16 protein-coding genes are annotated in these 18,407 nt (G+C 32.2%); 10 read left to right on the forward strand and 6 right to left on the reverse strand.

What is annotated here, in order from left to right:
- The first annotated feature begins 24 nt into the window (after positions 1–24).
- The 7 genes from miaB (at position 25) to groL (ending at position 6,742) form a co-directional block, all read left to right on the forward strand.
- Entirely contained in the window at positions 25–1,470 is a 1,446-nt protein-coding gene (miaB, locus tag Q0921_RS20750) for a tRNA (N6-isopentenyl adenosine(37)-C2)-methylthiotransferase MiaB (RefSeq protein WP_299260317.1), read from the forward strand.
- 37 nt (positions 1,471–1,507) lie between these two features.
- The gene (locus Q0921_RS20755) at positions 1,508–2,767 is read left to right on the forward strand and encodes a sigma 54-interacting transcriptional regulator (protein ID WP_299260319.1); all 1,260 of its coding nucleotides are present in this window, start codon (positions 1,508–1,510) and stop codon (positions 2,765–2,767) included.
- Positions 2,768–2,822: 55 nt separating this feature from the next.
- Positions 2,823–3,323, forward strand: a complete 501-nt coding sequence (locus Q0921_RS20760) for an LptE family protein (protein WP_299260321.1) — start codon at positions 2,823–2,825, stop codon at positions 3,321–3,323.
- Positions 3,324–3,341: 18 nt separating this feature from the next.
- On the forward strand, positions 3,342–4,301 hold the full coding sequence (locus Q0921_RS20765; RefSeq protein ID WP_299260323.1) for a hypothetical protein: 960 nt from the start codon (positions 3,342–3,344) through the stop codon (positions 4,299–4,301).
- A gap of 9 nt (positions 4,302–4,310) precedes the next feature.
- Complete coding sequence (gene secG / locus Q0921_RS20770) at positions 4,311–4,646, forward strand: preprotein translocase subunit SecG (protein WP_299260325.1); 336 nt, start codon at positions 4,311–4,313, stop codon at positions 4,644–4,646.
- Positions 4,647–4,794: 148 nt separating this feature from the next.
- Positions 4,795–5,070: a co-chaperone GroES gene (groES, locus tag Q0921_RS20775; RefSeq protein WP_219007873.1), complete on the forward strand. Its 276-nt coding sequence runs from the start codon at positions 4,795–4,797 to the stop codon at positions 5,068–5,070.
- Between the two features lie 34 nt (positions 5,071–5,104).
- Complete coding sequence (gene groL, locus Q0921_RS20780) at positions 5,105–6,742, forward strand: chaperonin GroEL (protein ID WP_299260326.1); 1,638 nt, start codon at positions 5,105–5,107, stop codon at positions 6,740–6,742.
- Positions 6,743–6,905: 163 nt separating this feature from the next.
- Here the strand turns inward: groL and Q0921_RS20785 are convergent, their stop codons facing one another.
- The 5 genes from Q0921_RS20785 to Q0921_RS20805 all read right to left on the reverse strand — a co-directional run bounded on the left by Q0921_RS20785 (position 6,906) and on the right by Q0921_RS20805 (position 11,495).
- Positions 6,906–7,658, reverse strand: coding sequence for a hypothetical protein (locus Q0921_RS20785; RefSeq protein ID WP_299260327.1), 753 nt, complete (start codon positions 7,656–7,658; stop codon positions 6,906–6,908).
- 111 nt (positions 7,659–7,769) lie between these two features.
- The gene (locus Q0921_RS20790; RefSeq protein WP_299260328.1) at positions 7,770–8,693 is read right to left on the reverse strand and encodes a hypothetical protein; all 924 of its coding nucleotides are present in this window, start codon (positions 8,691–8,693) and stop codon (positions 7,770–7,772) included.
- 123 nt (positions 8,694–8,816) lie between these two features.
- Entirely contained in the window at positions 8,817–9,611 is a 795-nt protein-coding gene (locus Q0921_RS20795; protein ID WP_299260329.1) for a hypothetical protein, read from the reverse strand.
- Positions 9,612–10,099: 488 nt separating this feature from the next.
- Positions 10,100–10,918, reverse strand: coding sequence for a tetratricopeptide repeat protein (locus Q0921_RS20800; protein ID WP_299260331.1), 819 nt, complete (start codon positions 10,916–10,918; stop codon positions 10,100–10,102).
- 7 nt (positions 10,919–10,925) lie between these two features.
- Positions 10,926–11,495, reverse strand: a complete 570-nt coding sequence (locus Q0921_RS20805) for a sigma-70 family RNA polymerase sigma factor (protein WP_299260333.1) — start codon at positions 11,493–11,495, stop codon at positions 10,926–10,928.
- Between the two features lie 175 nt (positions 11,496–11,670).
- Here Q0921_RS20805 and Q0921_RS20810 point away from each other — a divergent pair, with 175 nt between their 5' ends.
- The 3 genes from Q0921_RS20810 to Q0921_RS20820 all read left to right on the forward strand — a co-directional run bounded on the left by Q0921_RS20810 (position 11,671) and on the right by Q0921_RS20820 (position 16,863).
- The gene (locus tag Q0921_RS20810; protein ID WP_299260335.1) at positions 11,671–12,942 is read left to right on the forward strand and encodes a S8 family serine peptidase; all 1,272 of its coding nucleotides are present in this window, start codon (positions 11,671–11,673) and stop codon (positions 12,940–12,942) included.
- Positions 12,943–13,060: 118 nt separating this feature from the next.
- On the forward strand, positions 13,061–15,832 hold the full coding sequence (locus Q0921_RS20815) for a CHAT domain-containing protein (protein ID WP_299260337.1): 2,772 nt from the start codon (positions 13,061–13,063) through the stop codon (positions 15,830–15,832).
- 269 nt (positions 15,833–16,101) lie between these two features.
- Entirely contained in the window at positions 16,102–16,863 is a 762-nt protein-coding gene (locus tag Q0921_RS20820; protein ID WP_299260339.1) for a hypothetical protein, read from the forward strand.
- Between the two features lie 19 nt (positions 16,864–16,882).
- Here Q0921_RS20820 and Q0921_RS20825 read toward each other — a convergent pair whose 3' ends face one another.
- Positions 16,883–18,394 carry a helix-turn-helix domain-containing protein gene (locus tag Q0921_RS20825; RefSeq protein WP_299260597.1) on the reverse strand — a complete coding sequence of 504 codons (1,512 nt, stop codon included), beginning with the start codon at positions 18,392–18,394 and terminating at the stop codon, positions 16,883–16,885.
- Positions 18,395–18,407: the final 13 nt, after the last annotated feature.

Below are 18,407 nucleotides of genomic sequence, written 5' to 3' on the forward strand. Positions count from 1 at the left end.
GAATAGGCAAGGATATTATTATACATGGAGAAGATTATTGATGAAAACATCCAGGGACAAGCATTGTCTCTAGACAAAAAAGAGGGAAATACCAGAAAGCTCTTTATTGAAAGCTACGGATGCCAAATGAATTTTAGCGACAGTGAAATTGTAGCTTCCATTTTAGCCAAGGAAGGTTTTAATACTACTCAAAACCTTGAAGATGCTGATCTGGTTTTGGTAAACACCTGTTCTATTCGTGAAAAAGCAGAACTAACAGTAAGAAAACGCTTAGAAAAATACAATGCAGTAAAAAGAATTAATCCAGGTATGAAAGTAGGTGTTTTGGGCTGTATGGCAGAACGTCTAAAAAATAAATTCTTAGAAGAAGAAAAGATAGTTGATCTAGTTGTCGGACCAGATGCCTATAAAGATTTACCAAATTTGATACAAGAGGTTGACGCTGGTCGTAATGCGGTAAATGTAGTTTTATCAAAAGAAGAAACCTATGGCGATATCTCTCCAGTTCGCTTACAAAGTAATGGAGTCTCTGCTTTTGTTTCTATCACTAGAGGTTGTGATAATATGTGTACTTTTTGTGTAGTCCCATTTACCAGAGGAAGAGAACGAAGCCGCGACCCGCAAAGTATTCTAAAAGAAATAAATGACTTGGTTATCAATAATTTTAAAGAAATTACATTATTAGGCCAAAATGTTGATAGTTATTTATGGTATGGTGGAGGGCTAAAAAAGGATTATGATAAGGCTAGTGATTTACAAAAAGCTACTGCCACAAATTTTGCAAAGCTTTTAGATCTAGTAGCTGAGAAGCACCCTAAACTTCGTATACGTTTCTCTACATCCAATCCTCAGGATATGACGTTAGATGTAATCGAGGTAATGGCAAAACACAAAAATATCTGTAAACATATTCATTTACCAATACAAAGTGGAAGCGATCGTATTCTTAAGGAAATGAATCGCTTACATACACGCCAAGAATATATTGAACTAGTAGATAACATAAAACAAATCATTCCTGATTGTTCTATAACTCAGGATATGATTATAGGCTTCCCTACAGAAACAGAAGAAGATCACCAGGATACATTGTCATTATTAGAACGCATTAAGTATGAACACGGTTATATGTATGCCTATTCTGAAAGGCCAGGAACATTAGCCGAAAGAAAACTAGAAGACGATGTTCCGGAAGAAGTTAAAAAAAGAAGACTTGCGGAAGTAATTGCATTACAACGTAAACATTGTGCTTATAGACACGAATCCTATATTGGACAAACTTTTGAAGTTTTAATAGAAAAAGAATCTAAAAAATCAGATAAACATTGGAGCGGAAGAACAACAAAAAACATAGTTGCAATTTTCCCTAAAAACGATTATAAAATAGGTGATTTTGTAATGGTTCGTATTGACCAATGTACAAGTGCTACGCTACTCGGAGAAGCAGTAGAATATTCTGACAATAATTAAGTTTAACATAGAAAACATAATAATATAGCTCAATTAAATGGAATCAGTTCAAGCCACAAAACAACGATTCGGAATTATAGGAAATGATCCTAAACTAAATCGTGCTATAGAAAAAACTATTCAGGTAGCTCCTACAGACATCTCGGTTCTGGTTACAGGAGAAAGTGGTGTTGGTAAAGAAAGTATTCCTAAAATTGTTCATTCGCTATCCCATAGAAAACACGGCAAGTACATTGCCGTCAACTGCGGTGCAATACCAGAAGGTACTATTGATAGTGAATTATTTGGTCACGAAAAAGGTGCTTTTACAGGAGCCACTTCCACAAGAAGCGGTTATTTTGAAGTAGCAGATGGAGGAACAATATTTCTGGACGAAGTTGGAGAACTACCTTTAACAACACAAGTTAGACTCCTTAGAGTACTGGAAAATGGCGAATTCATTAAAGTAGGATCCTCTAAAGTACAGAAAACAGACGTACGTATCGTTGCTGCTACTAACGTAAACATGTTTGAAGCGATCAAAAAAGAGAAGTTTCGTGAAGATCTATATTACCGTTTAAGTACTGTAGAAATTCTTTTACCTCCCTTACGAGATCGTAAAGAAGACATACATCTATTATTTAGGAAATTTGCCTCTGACTTTGCAACAAAGTATAAAATGCCAACTATTAGATTAGAACAAGATTCCACTGTATTACTAGAAAAATATCATTGGAGTGGTAATATCAGACAATTACGCAACATTGCAGAGCAAATATCAGTCCTTGAACAAAACAGAACCATATCGGCTAATACTTTACGAGGATATTTACCTAACATAGGAAGCAATCTACCTGCTGTAATTTCTTCGGACAAAAAAGATAGTGACTTTAGTAACGAGAGAGAGATTTTATATAAAGTGCTTTTTGATATGAAAAATGATCTTAACGATCTCAAAAAATTAACTATGGAATTGATGCAGAGCGGAAACTCGCAACAAGTCCAGGAGGAACACGAAGGATTAATTAGAAAGATTTATCGCGATGATAAGGAGGAAGAAGAAATCCCTTTTGAAGAACCTATCCCACCAACAGAGGTTTTACAAATAACACCTGCGGAAGCTACCAAAAAAGAGGATGACAAGTATCATTTTGCAGAGGAAATTGAAGAGGAAGAAACACTCTCGTTGCATGATAAAGAACTAGAGTTGATAAAAAAATCCTTAGAACGTCATCGAGGAAAACGTAAAGCTGCTGCAGAAGAATTAGGAATTAGTGAACGAACTTTATATAGAAAAATAAAGCAATACGATTTATAAATCCTTGCTATTATAGAATAGATAAATTTCAAATTTTACGAGAATTTTTATTTAAATGAAAAAACTAAAACATATTTTAATCGGATTGATAGTCATCACAGTGCTTCAAGGCTGTGGTGCATATTCTTTTAGTGGGATTAATACAGACGCTGCTACGTTTCAGGTAGCCTTTTTCCAGAATCAATCTCCCATTATTAATCCGGGGACTGACCAAACCTTTACCAATCAGCTACAAGATTTAATTCTAAACCAAACCAATCTGGATCTTGTTACCTCTAATGGAGACATAGCTTATGAAGGAGAAATCGTTCAGGATGTTGTAATACCAACAAATGCTACCTCACAAAACACAGCGGCCCAAAATCGACTTACAATTGCGGTAAATGTTCGTTTTTATGACACTAAAAACCCAAAAGAAGACATAGAACAACGTTTTTCTTTCTTTTTTGACTTTCCTGCTTCTCAATCCGAAACCGCAGTAAGAGGCGAAGCTCTTGAAATAATCTTTGAAAGAATTACACAGGATATACTTAATGCTACATTAGCCAAGTGGTAAAAACTTAATTATTGTTTTTTGAATACTAAAGAACTTACATATTTATTTCAAAACCCTTCTTCAATTAATAAGGAGCAAACAGAGAATCTGGAAAAAATCATTCGAGAGTTTCCATATTTTCAATCTGTAAGAGCTCTGATATTAAAAGGCTTAAAGGAAGATGAAAACTTTAGATATAATCAAGAGCTAAAAACCACAGCCGCACATACAACGGATAGAGGTATTTTATTTGATTTTATAACATCTAAACTCTTTGATAAAAATATTAAAGAGCCTATAACATCAAAGAAGAATAAAGTAGATATCGACGTTATAGATGCACAAGAAGTAAAGGTACTTTCAAGAATTTCACTGGACGATGCCGTATCCATGAAAATAGAAGAAGCAGAAGAAGTGCTCGATCCTGCCTTATTTTCATCTAAAGAAGAAAACTTTACCAGAAATATTACTATTGCTGAAACTATAATTGAACAATCTGAAAAAAATAATTCTACAGAAGAATCGAACTCTGTAAAAAATATTGAAAAAGAGTTAGAGATTGACAAACCTCTTGATTTTAACAAAAAAGAGGCACACTCTTTCGCAGAATGGTTAAAACTCTCATCCATACAACCTATTGATCGAAACACTGAAGAAAAAGATAGTATTAAGGATGAAAGTATAGAAATTACAAAAGAAAAAGAAACTGAAAAGCTGCCGGATCAAGAACATAAATTTAATCTGATTGATGAATTCATAGCCAATAACCCAAAGATCAAACCGGCTGAAAAAAACACTCCTTCACGTAACTTAGCCAATAAACATACGGTTACTCCAGACGAGTTAATGACGGAGACTTTAGCTAGAGTATATTTAGCTCAAAAAAAGTATAAAAAGGCAATTCAAGCATATAAAATATTAATTTTGAAAAATCCCGAAAAAAGTGGTTTCTTTGCAGACCAAATTCGAGCAGTAAAAAAATTACAAGAAAATAAATAACAATATATAATGACAACGTTTTCAATCTTTTTAATATTAATCGTAATCGTATCATTTTTACTAGTTGTAGTAATTATGGTTCAGAATCCTAAAGGAGGAGGTCTATCATCTTCTTTTGGCGGCGGTGGAACACAGCAATTAGGCGGTGTAAAAAAAACAACAGATTTCTTAGACAAAAGTACCTGGGCACTAGCGACCTTATTGTTAGCGCTTATTCTTTTATCCAATGTAGATCTTATGGATGCAACAACAAATCAAGATCCTACTGTGGACACGAACGATGTGCAATTAATTGACACACCAGTGACACCTGCTCCAGATGCAGATGACACTCCACAAGATTAACTCTTGATAAAAACTAAAATAAAATGCCGACTTGTCATATAGTCGGCATTTTTTGTTTCAATTTGTCAGTATCGGGCCGCTGGCATAATTTCTGAAATATATACCATCAAGTAATTCATTTTAATTTTAAAATATAAAACTAATCATAATGGGAGTAAATATTAAACCTCTTTCAGATCGTGTGGTTATTGAGCCACTTCCAGCTGAAACGCAAACAGCTTCAGGATTATACATCCCTGATTCAGCACAAGAAAAGCAACAAAAAGGTAAAGTAGCAGCAGTAGGTAGCGGTAAAAAAGATCACGAAATGACTGTTAAAGTTGGTGACACTGTACTTTACGGAAAGTATTCTGGTACTGAATTAAAATTAGATGGAAAAGACTATTTAATTATGCGCGAGGATGATATCCTAGCGATCGTTTAAAAAACTGAATCAAAAAACACAAATTAAAAATATTATGGCTAAAGACATAAAATTTGACATAGAAGCACGTGACGGAATCAAACGCGGTGTGGACGCATTAGCAAATGCGGTAAAAGTAACTTTAGGACCAAAAGGTCGTAATGTTGTTATCAGTAAATCATTCGGAGCGCCACAGGTGACTAAAGATGGAGTTACTGTTGCTAAAGAAATTGAATTAGAAGATGCTCTAGAAAATATGGGAGCGCAGATGGTAAAAGAAGTAGCTTCTAAAACCAATGATCTAGCAGGTGATGGTACTACCACTGCTACAGTACTAGCGCAAGCTATCGTAAAAGAAGGACTTAAAAATGTAGCTGCCGGTGCTAACCCTATGGATCTTAAACGAGGTATTGACAAGGCTGTTCTTGCAATTACTAAAGATTTAGAAAAGCAAACTAAAGAAGTAGGAAGCTCTTCTGATAAAATCAAACAAGTAGCTTCTATTTCTGCTAATAATGATGGAACAATTGGTGACCTTATTGCCCAAGCTTTTGAAAAAGTTGGAAAAGAAGGTGTTATCACTGTAGAAGAAGCAAAAGGAACAGATACTCACGTAGATATCGTAGAAGGAATGCAGTTCGACAGAGGGTACCTTTCTCCTTATTTTGTAACGAATAGTGAAAAAATGACTGCAGATCTTGAAAACCCATATATTTTATTATATGACAAAAAGATCTCTGCTATGAAAGATTTATTACCTATTCTTGAGCCAGTTGCTCAAACAGGAAAACCTCTTTTAATTATCGCAGAAGATGTTGATGGAGAAGCTTTAGCTACCTTAGTAGTAAATAAACTAAGAGGTGCTTTAAAAATTGCTGCTGTAAAAGCTCCTGGTTTTGGAGACAGACGTAAAGCTATGCTAGAAGATCTTGCTATCCTAACAGGTGGTACGGTAATTTCTGAAGAAAGAGGCTTTACCCTAGAAACTACAACTATCGAAAATTTAGGTACCGCAGAAAAAGTAGCTATCGATAAGGATAATACTACCGTAGTAAATGGTGCTGGTGAAGAAGATTTAATCAAAAACAGGGTAAATCAAATCAAAGCTCAGATCGAAACTACAACTTCTGATTATGATAAAGAAAAACTACAAGAGCGTTTAGCTAAACTAGCTGGTGGTGTTGCTGTATTATATGTTGGTGCTGCTTCTGAAGTAGAAATGAAAGAAAAGAAAGACCGTGTAGATGATGCACTTCATGCTACTCGTGCAGCGGTAGAAGAAGGTATTGTTGCTGGTGGTGGTGTTGCTTTAGTAAGAGCAAAGGCCGCATTAGACAAAATTAAAACTGAGAACGCTGACGAAACTACTGGTGTGCAAATTGTAAACAAGGCAATCGAAGCTCCTTTAAGAACTATTGTAGAAAATGCAGGTGGAGAAGGTTCTGTAGTAATCTCTAAGGTATTAGAAGGTAAAGATGATTTCGGATATGATGCAAAATCTGAAGCATATGTAAATATGCTTAAGGCTGGAATTATCGACCCTAAGAAAGTAACTCGTATCGCTTTAGAAAATGCAGCTTCTGTATCAGGAATGATTCTTACTACAGAGTGTGCGTTAATCGACATTAAAGAAGATGCTCCTGCTGGAGGCGGAATGCCACCAATGGGCGGAGGAATGCCAGGAATGATGTAGCGGTGAGCCACCACAAGCTATTCATTTAGACTGTTTGTGGAAAACACCAACTATAAAATGATTATTCAGCAAGTTTGTAAAGTAATTTGTTGACATGAATATAAGCCCTTGTTTCAAGATTTAGAAACAAGGGCTTATTATTTATTACAAAGATTTTAATTAATTAGCATGATGTTTTAAATGAGTAACTATACCCATAGCAGCATTTTCCAGTTTTAATTTTATGAAAATTAACCTTTATCATCATTGTATGATAAACAGTGGATCCACAGTACGTTGCAGAATTACCAACATTATACAATTTAGTACCTAATAATCTTGACCAAATTCCATAAGTTCCGTTTTTCTTTTTAATATCAAGCTCCAAATATTCTTTTGACTGCGTCTCTGATGTATAAGTAACGGTTGCACCAATTACGCCTGCAGCTGCATAAGCATAATTTTTAAAATTTCCAGAACTTGCTTTTTCCTCATTTTCAAAAGCAGAAGGGTAAATAGCAAATGAACTAACATTATCAATGAATCTTTTGTCTTTTATATATACCAAAACCGAGTTTTCAATAGAGTTCTCAAGGTTCTCTTCTAAAACCTTAGCTTGAATCGGATTTGAAATTATATTTTTTTCAACTTCTTCAGCGTTATTTAATACAATTTCAAAACTTTCATTATTCAGACTTTTGGCATTTTCTCGTGTATTTGCAAAAATAACAAGATCTACTTCATTCCCCCTGATATCTTTTACTGTTAAATCCCTACTAAAATTGTAGTTTTTCCCAATTTCAGAATTGTTATCTCCTATACTAACAACCTCATCATTAGATATCGAATTCATTTCAGTCACTTCTTCTTTATCACAAGAGATAAATGCAATTCCTACTATGGCAAGGAATACTACTCCATAAATTATTTTTTTCATTTTTTAAGTTTTATTTGATATGTTGTTTCTTTTCTCATTAGGTTTTCACTTTTATTACTTATGAAAAAACAAAACTTCAATAATTTATTATTTTGACTTCCTATTATATTATTAGCACCACGAGCAGCCATTATCAATAAAATCCCAAAAAAAGTCAAAGGTATTCCATCCTCCAAACTCATTTCCGCACCAACTAATTCTCTGAGAATTTACTGGCCTTCCATCATTAAGAACTCCTTCGAACATAAATACTGGCTCATTTTCATATTTATGCCAAACTTGAATAATTTTACCATCAATAAGATGTTCTGCATAGGCTGTCCCTGTAAATTTAGCTTCAATAATTTGATGTCTTTTTAAATCGTTTTCGGTAATATTTAAATCTTTTAAAAAAGCCTCTAAAGATGATTTTCTTCCAACAGCATAATCTTTGGCAAGTATTCTTCCATAATCTTCATGGTAATCTAAAACAATTCCTTTCCCTTCAAAAGGAACTTTTACTTCTCCGTGCTCAAAATTATTTCTATCTACCTCATATACTCCTGCTGGGATAATAATCTCCTGCATTCCTAGATTTCTACTCACATTACTTCTTAATACAACATCTTCGGTAAGATTAAAATCACGCTCCTCTAAACTTCTTGAAAACACCATGTGCAATCGATCTCCTTCTATGCGAAATGCGATCACTCCATTATCTGGGTCATCATTATCATTTAATAAAAGCTTAAAAGCTTGGTTTAATTCACTCACAAAACCTGTACCTGATCCTGAATTATTTAGAGTGCCCCAGCTAATAACAATATCTCCATCTCCATCTGTAAAACATACACCAGGTCCGGTAGCGCAAGATCCAAAGCTAAATCGCCAATCCATTGCTAAGGCCCAGGGAGCTGTAGCAGCCTGAACACCTGAATGCTTAAGTCTTATTTCTGATTCTTTTTGTTCATTAATTGTTTCATCTTCTTTTACACAGGCAAATACTACAGAAAGTATTAAGAGTGTAGTTATTATATAATTTATTTTATTTTTCATCTGTTTATTTGTTATTATTTTCTAAAGTCAGACATATTCTGTCTTTAGACATGAGAAATTCACCACATAACTATTATTATGGTTCACTCTCAAAAAATTATTTATTAGTTTATACGAACTACATTAGAACCAACACCAAGCTCCATAAGAAGAAACCTGATCATTCCAGGACGTTCTCCACCACCACCATCCAGAAAGTGTATACCATTGCAAATTTGGCACTCCAAAAATAGATGTTGTATAATCGTCTATATAAAAATTAAGAGACTTACCTCCGTAACAGATATGCTCTCTAAGTGTTAGATATCCTTTCGTATTAATAGGTATCCCCATTTTTATAGAAGATAAATTATCATTATAGCTAGAACCTACCCAATGATTACCAGTAGCTCTGGTCATAGTTCTTCTCATACCCATCATTTCAGTATCATAATATGCATGCTTATAAAAATAAAAGCTTCCATAACCTAAATAATTAAAACTAGAACAGGCCCCCTTAGCGTTTTGATTTTTGAAATTTCTATCAGGTAATTGACCTTTACTTTCTAAATATCGATTCATCTCCTGATCTGTATCGAAGACCTTTATGGTGATCTCTTTGCTCTCCATTACTGGGTTTTCAAAAAGTAGTGCTTTTGGGCTGTCCTCTTTACCGAAAATGGCTCTTGCAATATCAACATCTCCAGATGTTTTAATAACATTTCTTTCCTTTTCATTCAGAGTATAAGTCACATTAAACTCCTTTCCCTGATAATGATATCTATGAGAAATATCTACTATTCCTTCGTTCTGTTTTACTGTTTCTATTCTTTCACTAGCTTCTAAATTTGTTGTTACTACAGCGTCATCTGTTTCACACCCAAAACTAAAAACTAACAGTAAACTGAAGGTTATTAATCTTCTAAGGTTTTTTTCCATGATTTGCGATTTTAATAGTATCCCTACTCTTTTAAAGGTTTTTCGGGTTACACCTAATGTACTTTTGTACTGGTTTAATACTGGATAAGCACTGAGTTTTTACTTTTTTGAATTCAGCATATTACCCAAGTTCTAATTTAGATCGATCTACTATTAAGTGTGGAAATCAATTTTTCATTACCCAAATAAAGAGGAAAAAGTGAATTTTTTTTTATTCCTTTATGGTTTATTGGTGTTTTCCATTTTTTTTTAGGTTAAGAATGGGGTTCATTCTTTAATAAAATGTTTTGAAATTGTATAATTATAATCTTGAAGTTTAGAGCAAGTGCCTTTTAAAGATTCTATTGCTCTTTGAACGAAATATCCCTTCAGAATGGAAACTTTTTAGATCTCTTGCTTTGAAAGCCAGGGATAACTGTTTTTCGCATGATTAAATGGTAGTGATAGATTCTAAAGTTCTAGATCTTAAAACTACAGGTTACAAAAAATTAATCTAATTGTTTTAATAATTCTCTAGCTTTTGTATAATTGAAGTTTTCTTTATTCTTTATCAAAGACAACAGCTCTTCTTTTGCCTTAGATATATCTCCTTGCTTTAAATAAACCATGGATTTATACCAATAGGCTCTATTACTATTTAAGCTTTTTTGTTGTAATAATTGATCAAAAACCTGTAATGCATCATTATATTCTTCTAATTCTAGATAAGATGCTCCCAAATACATTAGAGTATGACTATCCTGCCTCTTGCCTTTTTCTATTATATCAATAAAAACAATCTTAGCTTTCTTGTACTCTTCTTTTTTAAACAATTGTTCTCCTTGTAATCCACGATTCTCAAAATTCGACTGTTCGGTTGTCGAAAGTAAATTATTTTCCCAATCAACATATTCTGCATAAAGTGATTCTCCAGATACTGAATTAAAATTAAAGATCCTTAATGATACAAAAACAATGACTAAAGCGGCAACTAAACCAACTGCATATTTTCTCCATCCTTTTCTATGTTTATTTTGATTTTCAAAATATTGACGACCACTTGATTTAATTTTGGATTCTATATTCGAAATTAAATCACTTCTTTTTAAAGCTTTTATTTCTTCAATTTCTTGTTCATTATTTTCATGGCCCCAATCCGGCCATCCTTTTTCCGAAATAGCATAAGGTAACCTTTGATGTAACAACACTTCTTCTCTAAACACCTTATCCATCTGCATTCTCTTCTCTATTTCAGCATTTTCGGCCTCACTAAGATTACCTAAATTGTAGTTTGTTATCTGATTATAATCTTCTTCTTCGAACTCCATTATCCTTTTACAATTTAAATCGTTTATCTGTTTTTATAAACTTTACTAATTTATTTTTGCACTTAAATATTCGCTGACGAGCTGTATTGATAGTAGCATAAGACAGCTCTTCAACAATATTCTCATAGGATACCTTATTAAAAAACAATGCTAGTATTTCTCTACAGTTATCGGATAATAATGCGAATTTTTCCCTGTACAATTCCATTTGTTCGTGTTCTATTAAAAATTGCGCGAAATTTGTGTCTTTATCTATTAGTGTATATACTTCTTCTTTTATTACCCGTTTTTTTTGATTTTCTAATTCTCTCCTCCACATATTTTTACCCACTGTAAATAAATATGCCTCAAACGATTCGATATTTATGCTTTTTTTCTGAACTCTAACTACAATGTGCAATAATGACTCTTGAAAAATATCCTCTGCAGCATCGTGAGTACCTTTATTTAGTAAAACAAACTGCAATATTTTAGGAAAAAATCGCTGATATATCTCAGAAATGATACGATCATCTCCTTTTAATAAAGCTCCTACAAAATAATCTTTAGACAATATTTTCTCTTTGTTATCTATCATAAATACTCTCTATGCTAATAGTTTTGCTTCAATATTAAAAAAGTTTTTTCTGTCATTTCTTTTTAATACATTTCTATAAACAGTAAACCAAAAAATAATACTTATCAAAAAATGGGTAATAATTTTTAGGAATGTGCACTATAAGGTAACAGTAAATATTAAAAAAAAGAAGTACATGAAAAATTTAAAACCTATTTATCTGTTTCTTTTATTAGCTTGCTTGTGGACAGGATGTTCCAAGGAAGGCATTGAAGATACTCGAGAAATAACAGAATTAGCAAGTAAAAATCAATCTCAAAATAACAATAACCAAGTAAACCCTCCTATTCGTTCTAAAAACAAGTTAATTGTATCTTTTAGACCTAATACATCACCAAGTACCAGAGACACTTTACGATCAAATTATGGTGTAATAAGATACGAAACCTGTAATTGTGGTAACGATAGGATTGAAAAATGGGAGTTCTTCCCTGGTGTTGATGTCGAAGAAAGAACAGGAGATATTGCTCAGGAAACTGATGTAGAAGGTGTTGATTATGAATACCTGTACTCTAATGAAAACATAGCTCCCAATCTATCAATTACAGAGCCACACTCTACACTGATTACCAATATGGTTAGATTAAATAACACTGGTGTTAACATTGCTGTTTTGGATACGGGAATAAACCTGAATATACTTCCAGATACAGGTCGTTTTTTATATAATTCAAACATAAACACTAATAATTGCATTGAAAATAATACATCAGAGATTTCAGGATGGGACTTTGTTAACTACGACAATGATCCCTTTGACGAACTAGGACATGGAACAGCTGTTATTAGTAGAATAAAAAATAAATTGGAAAATGAAGGGGTATTAAGTTATAGTATTTTACCCGTAAAGGTTTTCAATCATTTAGGTAAAGGAACTACTTTTAACATACTTTGTGGGTACCTTTACACTGTAAAAAAAGAAAATATTCATCTAATCAATATGAGTTTTGGTTGGTCTGGAGCACCTAGTCATTTATTAAATTTATATATAAGTGAAAATAATCACATACTACATATCACCTCTGCTGGTAATAGCGACTTGGATAATGATAGCAATCTCCACTATCCATCTTCTATAACAGCTAATAATCTATTAGCTATTGGCAGCTATGAAATACGCACAACTAGAACAGGTCCTGTAATTAGGAAATCTAGTTTTTCAAATTATGGAAGACATACTGTAGATTATTTATCAAAAGGACAGGATATCTATTTCCAAGATGCAAATGGAATTAATCATCCAATTACTGGCACTTCTTATGCCGCGCCTTTTGTAACCGCAATAGCTGCAAAATATTATGATCTAGGGTATCATACCCCTGAAGAAATTTCTCTTAAAATATGGGAAAATGCAACTATAATAACGAATAATTTTAATGTTTTTTTCGATGATCGAATCGTTGAATAACTAAAATAATTAAAACCCACAACTGGATAATCCGAAGTAATAAAACATTACTCCGGATTATTTTTTTTATAATAGAAAGATAGTTATTTTTAAAATGATTCCCGTTTAATTAAACATCATGGATATTATTTCTTTGAATAAAAAAACCTTTCTTTTACTATACTCATTTTCATTATTACTATTCCCATATTATACTTTCGCCCAACAGAGCGTTATCGAACACTATAAGAGTTTAGAAAATTCTAATATTGATTACTCTGATAAAACTATAGAAATAGAGTCTTGGATTACGTCTTTAACAGATCAAACAAATACTATTGAATTAAGTAACCTATATAGTCTTTATAGTAAATTCTGTAATCGTCAAAAAGATTACAAAAAGGCCATTATCAATGCTAAAAAAGCTTTAGAAATACAAATATCGCATATTGACACTTTTCCATCACAGGTAAACAATACCTATAGTAACCTATCAGTTTTTTATATGAAGTCAGGAAAAGAAAAACTATCATTTTCAACTTTAAAAAAGCTAATAACTCTTGATCACAAAGACAAATTTACTATTGCCGCGTATGTAAATGGGTTAAAAAATATTGCAATCAAAAAAGGTGATTATTACCAAGCTTTAGAATATATAAGTGAAGCAGAAAGAATCATACAAATTAAAAAAGACACCATTTTAGATAAGGAATACTATAGGATTCCTATAGCATATTCTGGTGTATATTTTAATATTGGCGGAGATAAAAATTATACTAAAGCATTACAACATCTACAAGAAGCAGATTCTCTAAACAAAAAAATGATTACCACTAAAATTGGTGTCAAAAATCAAATCATTATTCATAATCGTTTTGGTCTGGTATACACAAAACTAAAGAAACACTACAAAGCTATATTTCATTTAGAAAAAGCACTAACTATAGGTCTAAGGCATACAAAATCTAAATACGACATCGCTAAAATTTACAATAACTTAGGGATTAATTATTTTAAAAGTAACCAGCACAAAATCGCTTTTCAAAATTATCAAAAAGCTTTGAGTTACTTTCCCGAATATACAGCTGTCTATGATAATCTTGGGGATTATTATCTGTATTATCAAGATTACAAAAATGCATTACTACACTATCAAAAAGCAATCGATTACACTATTAATATCTTTAAAAATCATAACTATAAACAATTACCCAACAAACAACTCCTAGCAAGTTCTTCTTACAAAACAGAATTACTAAATGATTTAAAAGATAAAGCTAAAGCATGGCTATCGTACTATACTAAATCCGGAGATCAATCTCATCTTGCGAAAGCTTTAGCTACCATAGAATTAGCAGATTATATGGTAGATCTTATACGCTCAGAAAGTGCGGTATCTCAATCCCGCTTTTTCTGGAGAGAAAAAGGACTTGATTTATACATACTTGCGACTTCTATTGCTTATCAGCTAAAACAACCTGAAAAAGCATTTTATTTCATGGAAAAAAGTAAATCACTTACCCTTTTAGAAAACCTAACTCATGAAGAAGCAAAAAAAAGAGCTAAACTACCAGATAGTTTGATCTCATTAGAATACGAACTTAAAAAAAACATATTCCAAATCCGCAAACAAACCAGTAAAAATAGCTCTATGACTGAATCAGATAAAAACCACATGATAACTAAACAAAAAAAAGCATATCATGCCTTTATCAATTCTCTAGAAAAAGAATACCCTAATTATTATAAGTACAAAAAGAATATTACGATTGCTAAACTCTCTGAATGTTTAAAAAAAGCTGCTCAAACTAATACTTCATATATTCAATATATACTTTCTGATCAAGAAGCTTATGGTTTATTGATAACGCCTAAAGAATCTTTTTTTTATAAAATAGATCAACCTCAATTATTACAAAATGAAATTTTAGATATTGGATCTTTACTAAATAAATCTTGGGAAACAGAAGAGGATCAAAATAAATTTCACAAATTATCTACTTCTATTTCTAATCAATTATTCGCTTTTACAGAATCAAATACCCTTATAAATTCAGAAAAAATAGTCATTATACCAGATGGAATACTACAATCCTTCCCTTTTGAAATACTACAATCGCCTAATACGAAATCTACCGAATTTTCGTATTTAATTAATGATTTCGATATCAGTTATTTGTATTCAATGTCATTAGACAAACAAATCGAGAAAAAAGATAATCAAGCCTCAAAACATATTATGGGAATTGCACCAGTTCATTTTGAATACCTAGGTTTACCAAGTCTTTCTCTGAGCTTTTCAAAATTAAAAAAAATACAAGAAGAAATAGGTGCTGACACATTCTTATATGATAATGCAACAAAAAATAACTTTATTAATAATAGTGAAAATTATCAAATCCTTCATGTGTCATCGCATGCTAATTCTATGAATTCTCAAACACCCTGGATTGCATTTAGTGATTCTAAACTAACCCTTAATGAATTGTATTTTATACCTAATCAAGCTGATCTAGTAATTCTTGATGCTTGCAAAACAGGTATTGGTCAAATTCTACCAGGCGAAGGAGTATCCAGTCTAACAAAAGGTTTCTTCTATTCCGGATCCAAAAGCGTATTATCTTCTTTATGGAATACTAATGAAAAATCAAGTAATGAAATTGTCTTAAATTTTTATAATTATTTAAAAGCGGGTAACGATAAATCAACTGCTCTACGCAAGGCAAAACTTGATTTCATTAAAACACATCAAGGATCAGAAAAATCCCCATATTATTGGGCTACTCTCATCATAACAGGCGATCTACAGCCTATAAATTTTCCAAACTTATCTATTTACTACTTTCCAATTGCCATTCTTATAGGCTTATTATTTTTTTCTTTTTTTATATACAAAAAATTAAATACATAACTCAGTAAAATACATCGAGATCATTAGTCTTATTTTAAAATCAAATCAAAATATTGGAAAATATTTGATCATTTTAATGAAGATATAAAGTCTGATTATTAAACAAGTAAGGATGATAGTTCCTTTATTTAGAGCTAGTATTAATCCTAAGAGATGAACAAAGTTTATAACTAATTTTTCACTATTGTCCCCTTTTTAAAAAATAGTATCTTTGATATTATCAGATAAAACACAAAACCAATTCACCTCCTAATTATAGTATGCCTAGTATGTATGACGATTTGTTTGAAGATGATAGTAAAGGAAATAATCCTATTGATCGCAAACCTGAACCTGTAAACCTAGATAATGATCTTTTTCAAGAAGAAGGAAAAGAATCTCTGGATGAGATATTAGCACTAATTAAACAATTTAATGTAAAGGCAGAACCATTTTCTCAATTATTAACTCGCTCCAGAGCTGTAGATTATGAAGTCGAAAAAGGAGTATTAGATTTTTTCTTAATTTCTAACGACAAACATGATCAAGGCTCATTAACCAACGAACGATCGTATTACGCAGTACTTCAATCTAAATTCACAGCTATTATAGCACCTATGCGAGACTTAGGGCATATTCATTTACAAACTATCAAACAGTTTAATCGTGATATTGATACTGATTATTACTCCATCCAAAAGACCGATAAACAAGTACAATCTGACAAAGAAATAGCAATTGATCATATCAATACACAACGAAAAATTCTCGCAGATGCAGCAACAAGCTTATCCATTTTAGAAGAAGCTTTGACCAATACAGAAGATCGACTACGTGCATATATTGATGCTGGAGGCATCAATAATATCTCTAGCTCTGAATGTGAAATTTTAACACAAAAACGTACTTCCTTAACAAGTGGACAATTACATCAATTTGATTATTCTTTTTTTAAAATGAATCTACTAGACAAAACAGCTATCAGTTTGGGTGTGTATTTAAAAGAAACTACATCGCAGTATTTGGACAAATTAGGTCAAATATTCGGTTAATTTTTTTAATTATTTCTTACTAAGAATACTCCTTTACAATATCTGCCACTAACTGAGAAGTTCGTTTATACTTTTCTTTTGCTAGTAATCGTTTTGGCGGTGCTTTTCTTACTTCGCAATCTGTAATAGAACAAGATTCGCAAGTAACTCCAACTTTTACCTTTGGTATTTTAGCATCATTAACAAAACTGATCTTTTTTTCCAACGCAGATGAAATCAAAAACCCAATACCTATACTACGATAATAATCTTGTCTAAATGGATCCTTAGTAGCTGATGTAAACACCAAGTACTGTTGATCTGTATCCGCGTAATCAGAAATCTGAATATCAAAAGAATATGGTATATCTTCATTAGCACTTCGCTGCAATGTTTTAATAGCCATCCATCTTCTGCAGTAATGTTCGTTTATTTCATTAGCGTGAGGCTGCTGCTGATGTGTAATATGTAATTCCTTTACTAAATTAAACCGCTCCATCCCTTTTTTATGGGTAAATCTTAAAAAGAATACATTCTGCATTCCAAAATCCTTCGGTAAAATATTAGTAAGACGTTGATAAAAAGACTCTGGAGAAGCATTGTACAGCTTCATTATTTTATGAAAAGCTTTCTCAGAAAATCGTTTCGTACTAAAAAGATCCTTAAGATGCTCTTTTAAGTGATTTCTTGGTATAATTAAAGCGCCTGCAAAATAAGAAGCATAAAAATTATGTAATACCTCTTCAAAATTATCATAGCGTATCCAAGAAAAAGTATAAGGTCTTTCTTTAATTTCCAGATATAAATACCCCAATTCTTTTGCATAAATAAAAGTTTTCTGAGGCTCATCTACTCTGTCCGATAACAACAGAGTTTTTGTTGATGGAACAAATACAGATCTTAAATTATCGAGCTCCTCGTGGTGAGGTATTCCAGCAGTATTAATAGTATACCCATATTCCTCAATCAAAATTTCTTCTAATTCTGCAGCAGTTATATTACCAGACAAATCTAGTTGATAGGAGTTCGCAAAACGTATGGCTGTATCTTCAAGATCTTTGAAAAAGTTGTTATGCGCTTCCTGATAGGATCGTAACGAAGCCAGGTAAAATCCTTCTCTACTCATGTTATAATGCTGAGCAATCTCTATAATTGTACTAATAAATGCATTTACTTTAGAAGGTGCATTAGCAATTATATCGATAAGATCACTTTGTTGTATCCCAAAGAGCTCAAGTGGAATTTCATCAAGGATTCCTGATTGTAAAATCTCACCGATTGGAGCTAGGTTTTTGTCTAATTTTAAAGAAACTAAATTATCATATGGGACCTCCAAGGTTTCTGCAAGCTTAATAATTTTATCTGTTTTAGGGTATTTTTTACCTTTCTCTATCTCATTTAAATACGACTTAGATAACCCACTTAACTTGGATAAACCAAAAAGGGACAAGTCCTTATCTGTTCGTATTTGCTTGATTTTCAAACCAAAAATTAATCTGATATATTCTTCTGCTATTGCCATAAAGCCAAAAGTAGCAATTTCTGCGAACATTTTCAAAAACAAA

The organism is uncultured Aquimarina sp. (assembly GCF_947496855.1).
Lineage (GTDB): Bacteria > Bacteroidota > Bacteroidia > Flavobacteriales > Flavobacteriaceae > Aquimarina.

Coding starts and splice junctions, on each gene's coding strand:
- miaB (WP_299260317.1), top strand. CDS start 25: ATGGAGAAGATTATTGATGAAAACATCCAGGGACAAGCATTGTCTCTA.
- Q0921_RS20755 (WP_299260319.1), top strand. CDS start 1,508: ATGGAATCAGTTCAAGCCACAAAACAACGATTCGGAATTATAGGAAAT.
- Q0921_RS20760 (WP_299260321.1), top strand. CDS start 2,823: ATGAAAAAACTAAAACATATTTTAATCGGATTGATAGTCATCACAGTG.
- secG (WP_299260325.1), top strand. CDS start 4,311: ATGACAACGTTTTCAATCTTTTTAATATTAATCGTAATCGTATCATTT.
- groES (WP_219007873.1), top strand. CDS start 4,795: ATGGGAGTAAATATTAAACCTCTTTCAGATCGTGTGGTTATTGAGCCA.
- groL (WP_299260326.1), top strand. CDS start 5,105: ATGGCTAAAGACATAAAATTTGACATAGAAGCACGTGACGGAATCAAA.
- Q0921_RS20785 (WP_299260327.1), bottom strand. CDS start 7,658: ATGAAAAAAATAATTTATGGAGTAGTATTCCTTGCCATAGTAGGAATT.
- Q0921_RS20790 (WP_299260328.1), bottom strand. CDS start 8,693: ATGAAAAATAAAATAAATTATATAATAACTACACTCTTAATACTTTCT.
- Q0921_RS20795 (WP_299260329.1), bottom strand. CDS start 9,611: ATGGAAAAAAACCTTAGAAGATTAATAACCTTCAGTTTACTGTTAGTT.
- Q0921_RS20800 (WP_299260331.1), bottom strand. CDS start 10,918: ATGGAGTTCGAAGAAGAAGATTATAATCAGATAACAAACTACAATTTA.
- Q0921_RS20805 (WP_299260333.1), bottom strand. CDS start 11,495: ATGATAGATAACAAAGAGAAAATATTGTCTAAAGATTATTTTGTAGGA.
- Q0921_RS20810 (WP_299260335.1), top strand. CDS start 11,671: ATGAAAAATTTAAAACCTATTTATCTGTTTCTTTTATTAGCTTGCTTG.
- Q0921_RS20815 (WP_299260337.1), top strand. CDS start 13,061: ATGGATATTATTTCTTTGAATAAAAAAACCTTTCTTTTACTATACTCA.
- Q0921_RS20820 (WP_299260339.1), top strand. CDS start 16,102: ATGTATGACGATTTGTTTGAAGATGATAGTAAAGGAAATAATCCTATT.
- Q0921_RS20825 (WP_299260597.1), bottom strand. CDS start 18,394: ATGTTCGCAGAAATTGCTACTTTTGGCTTTATGGCAATAGCAGAAGAA.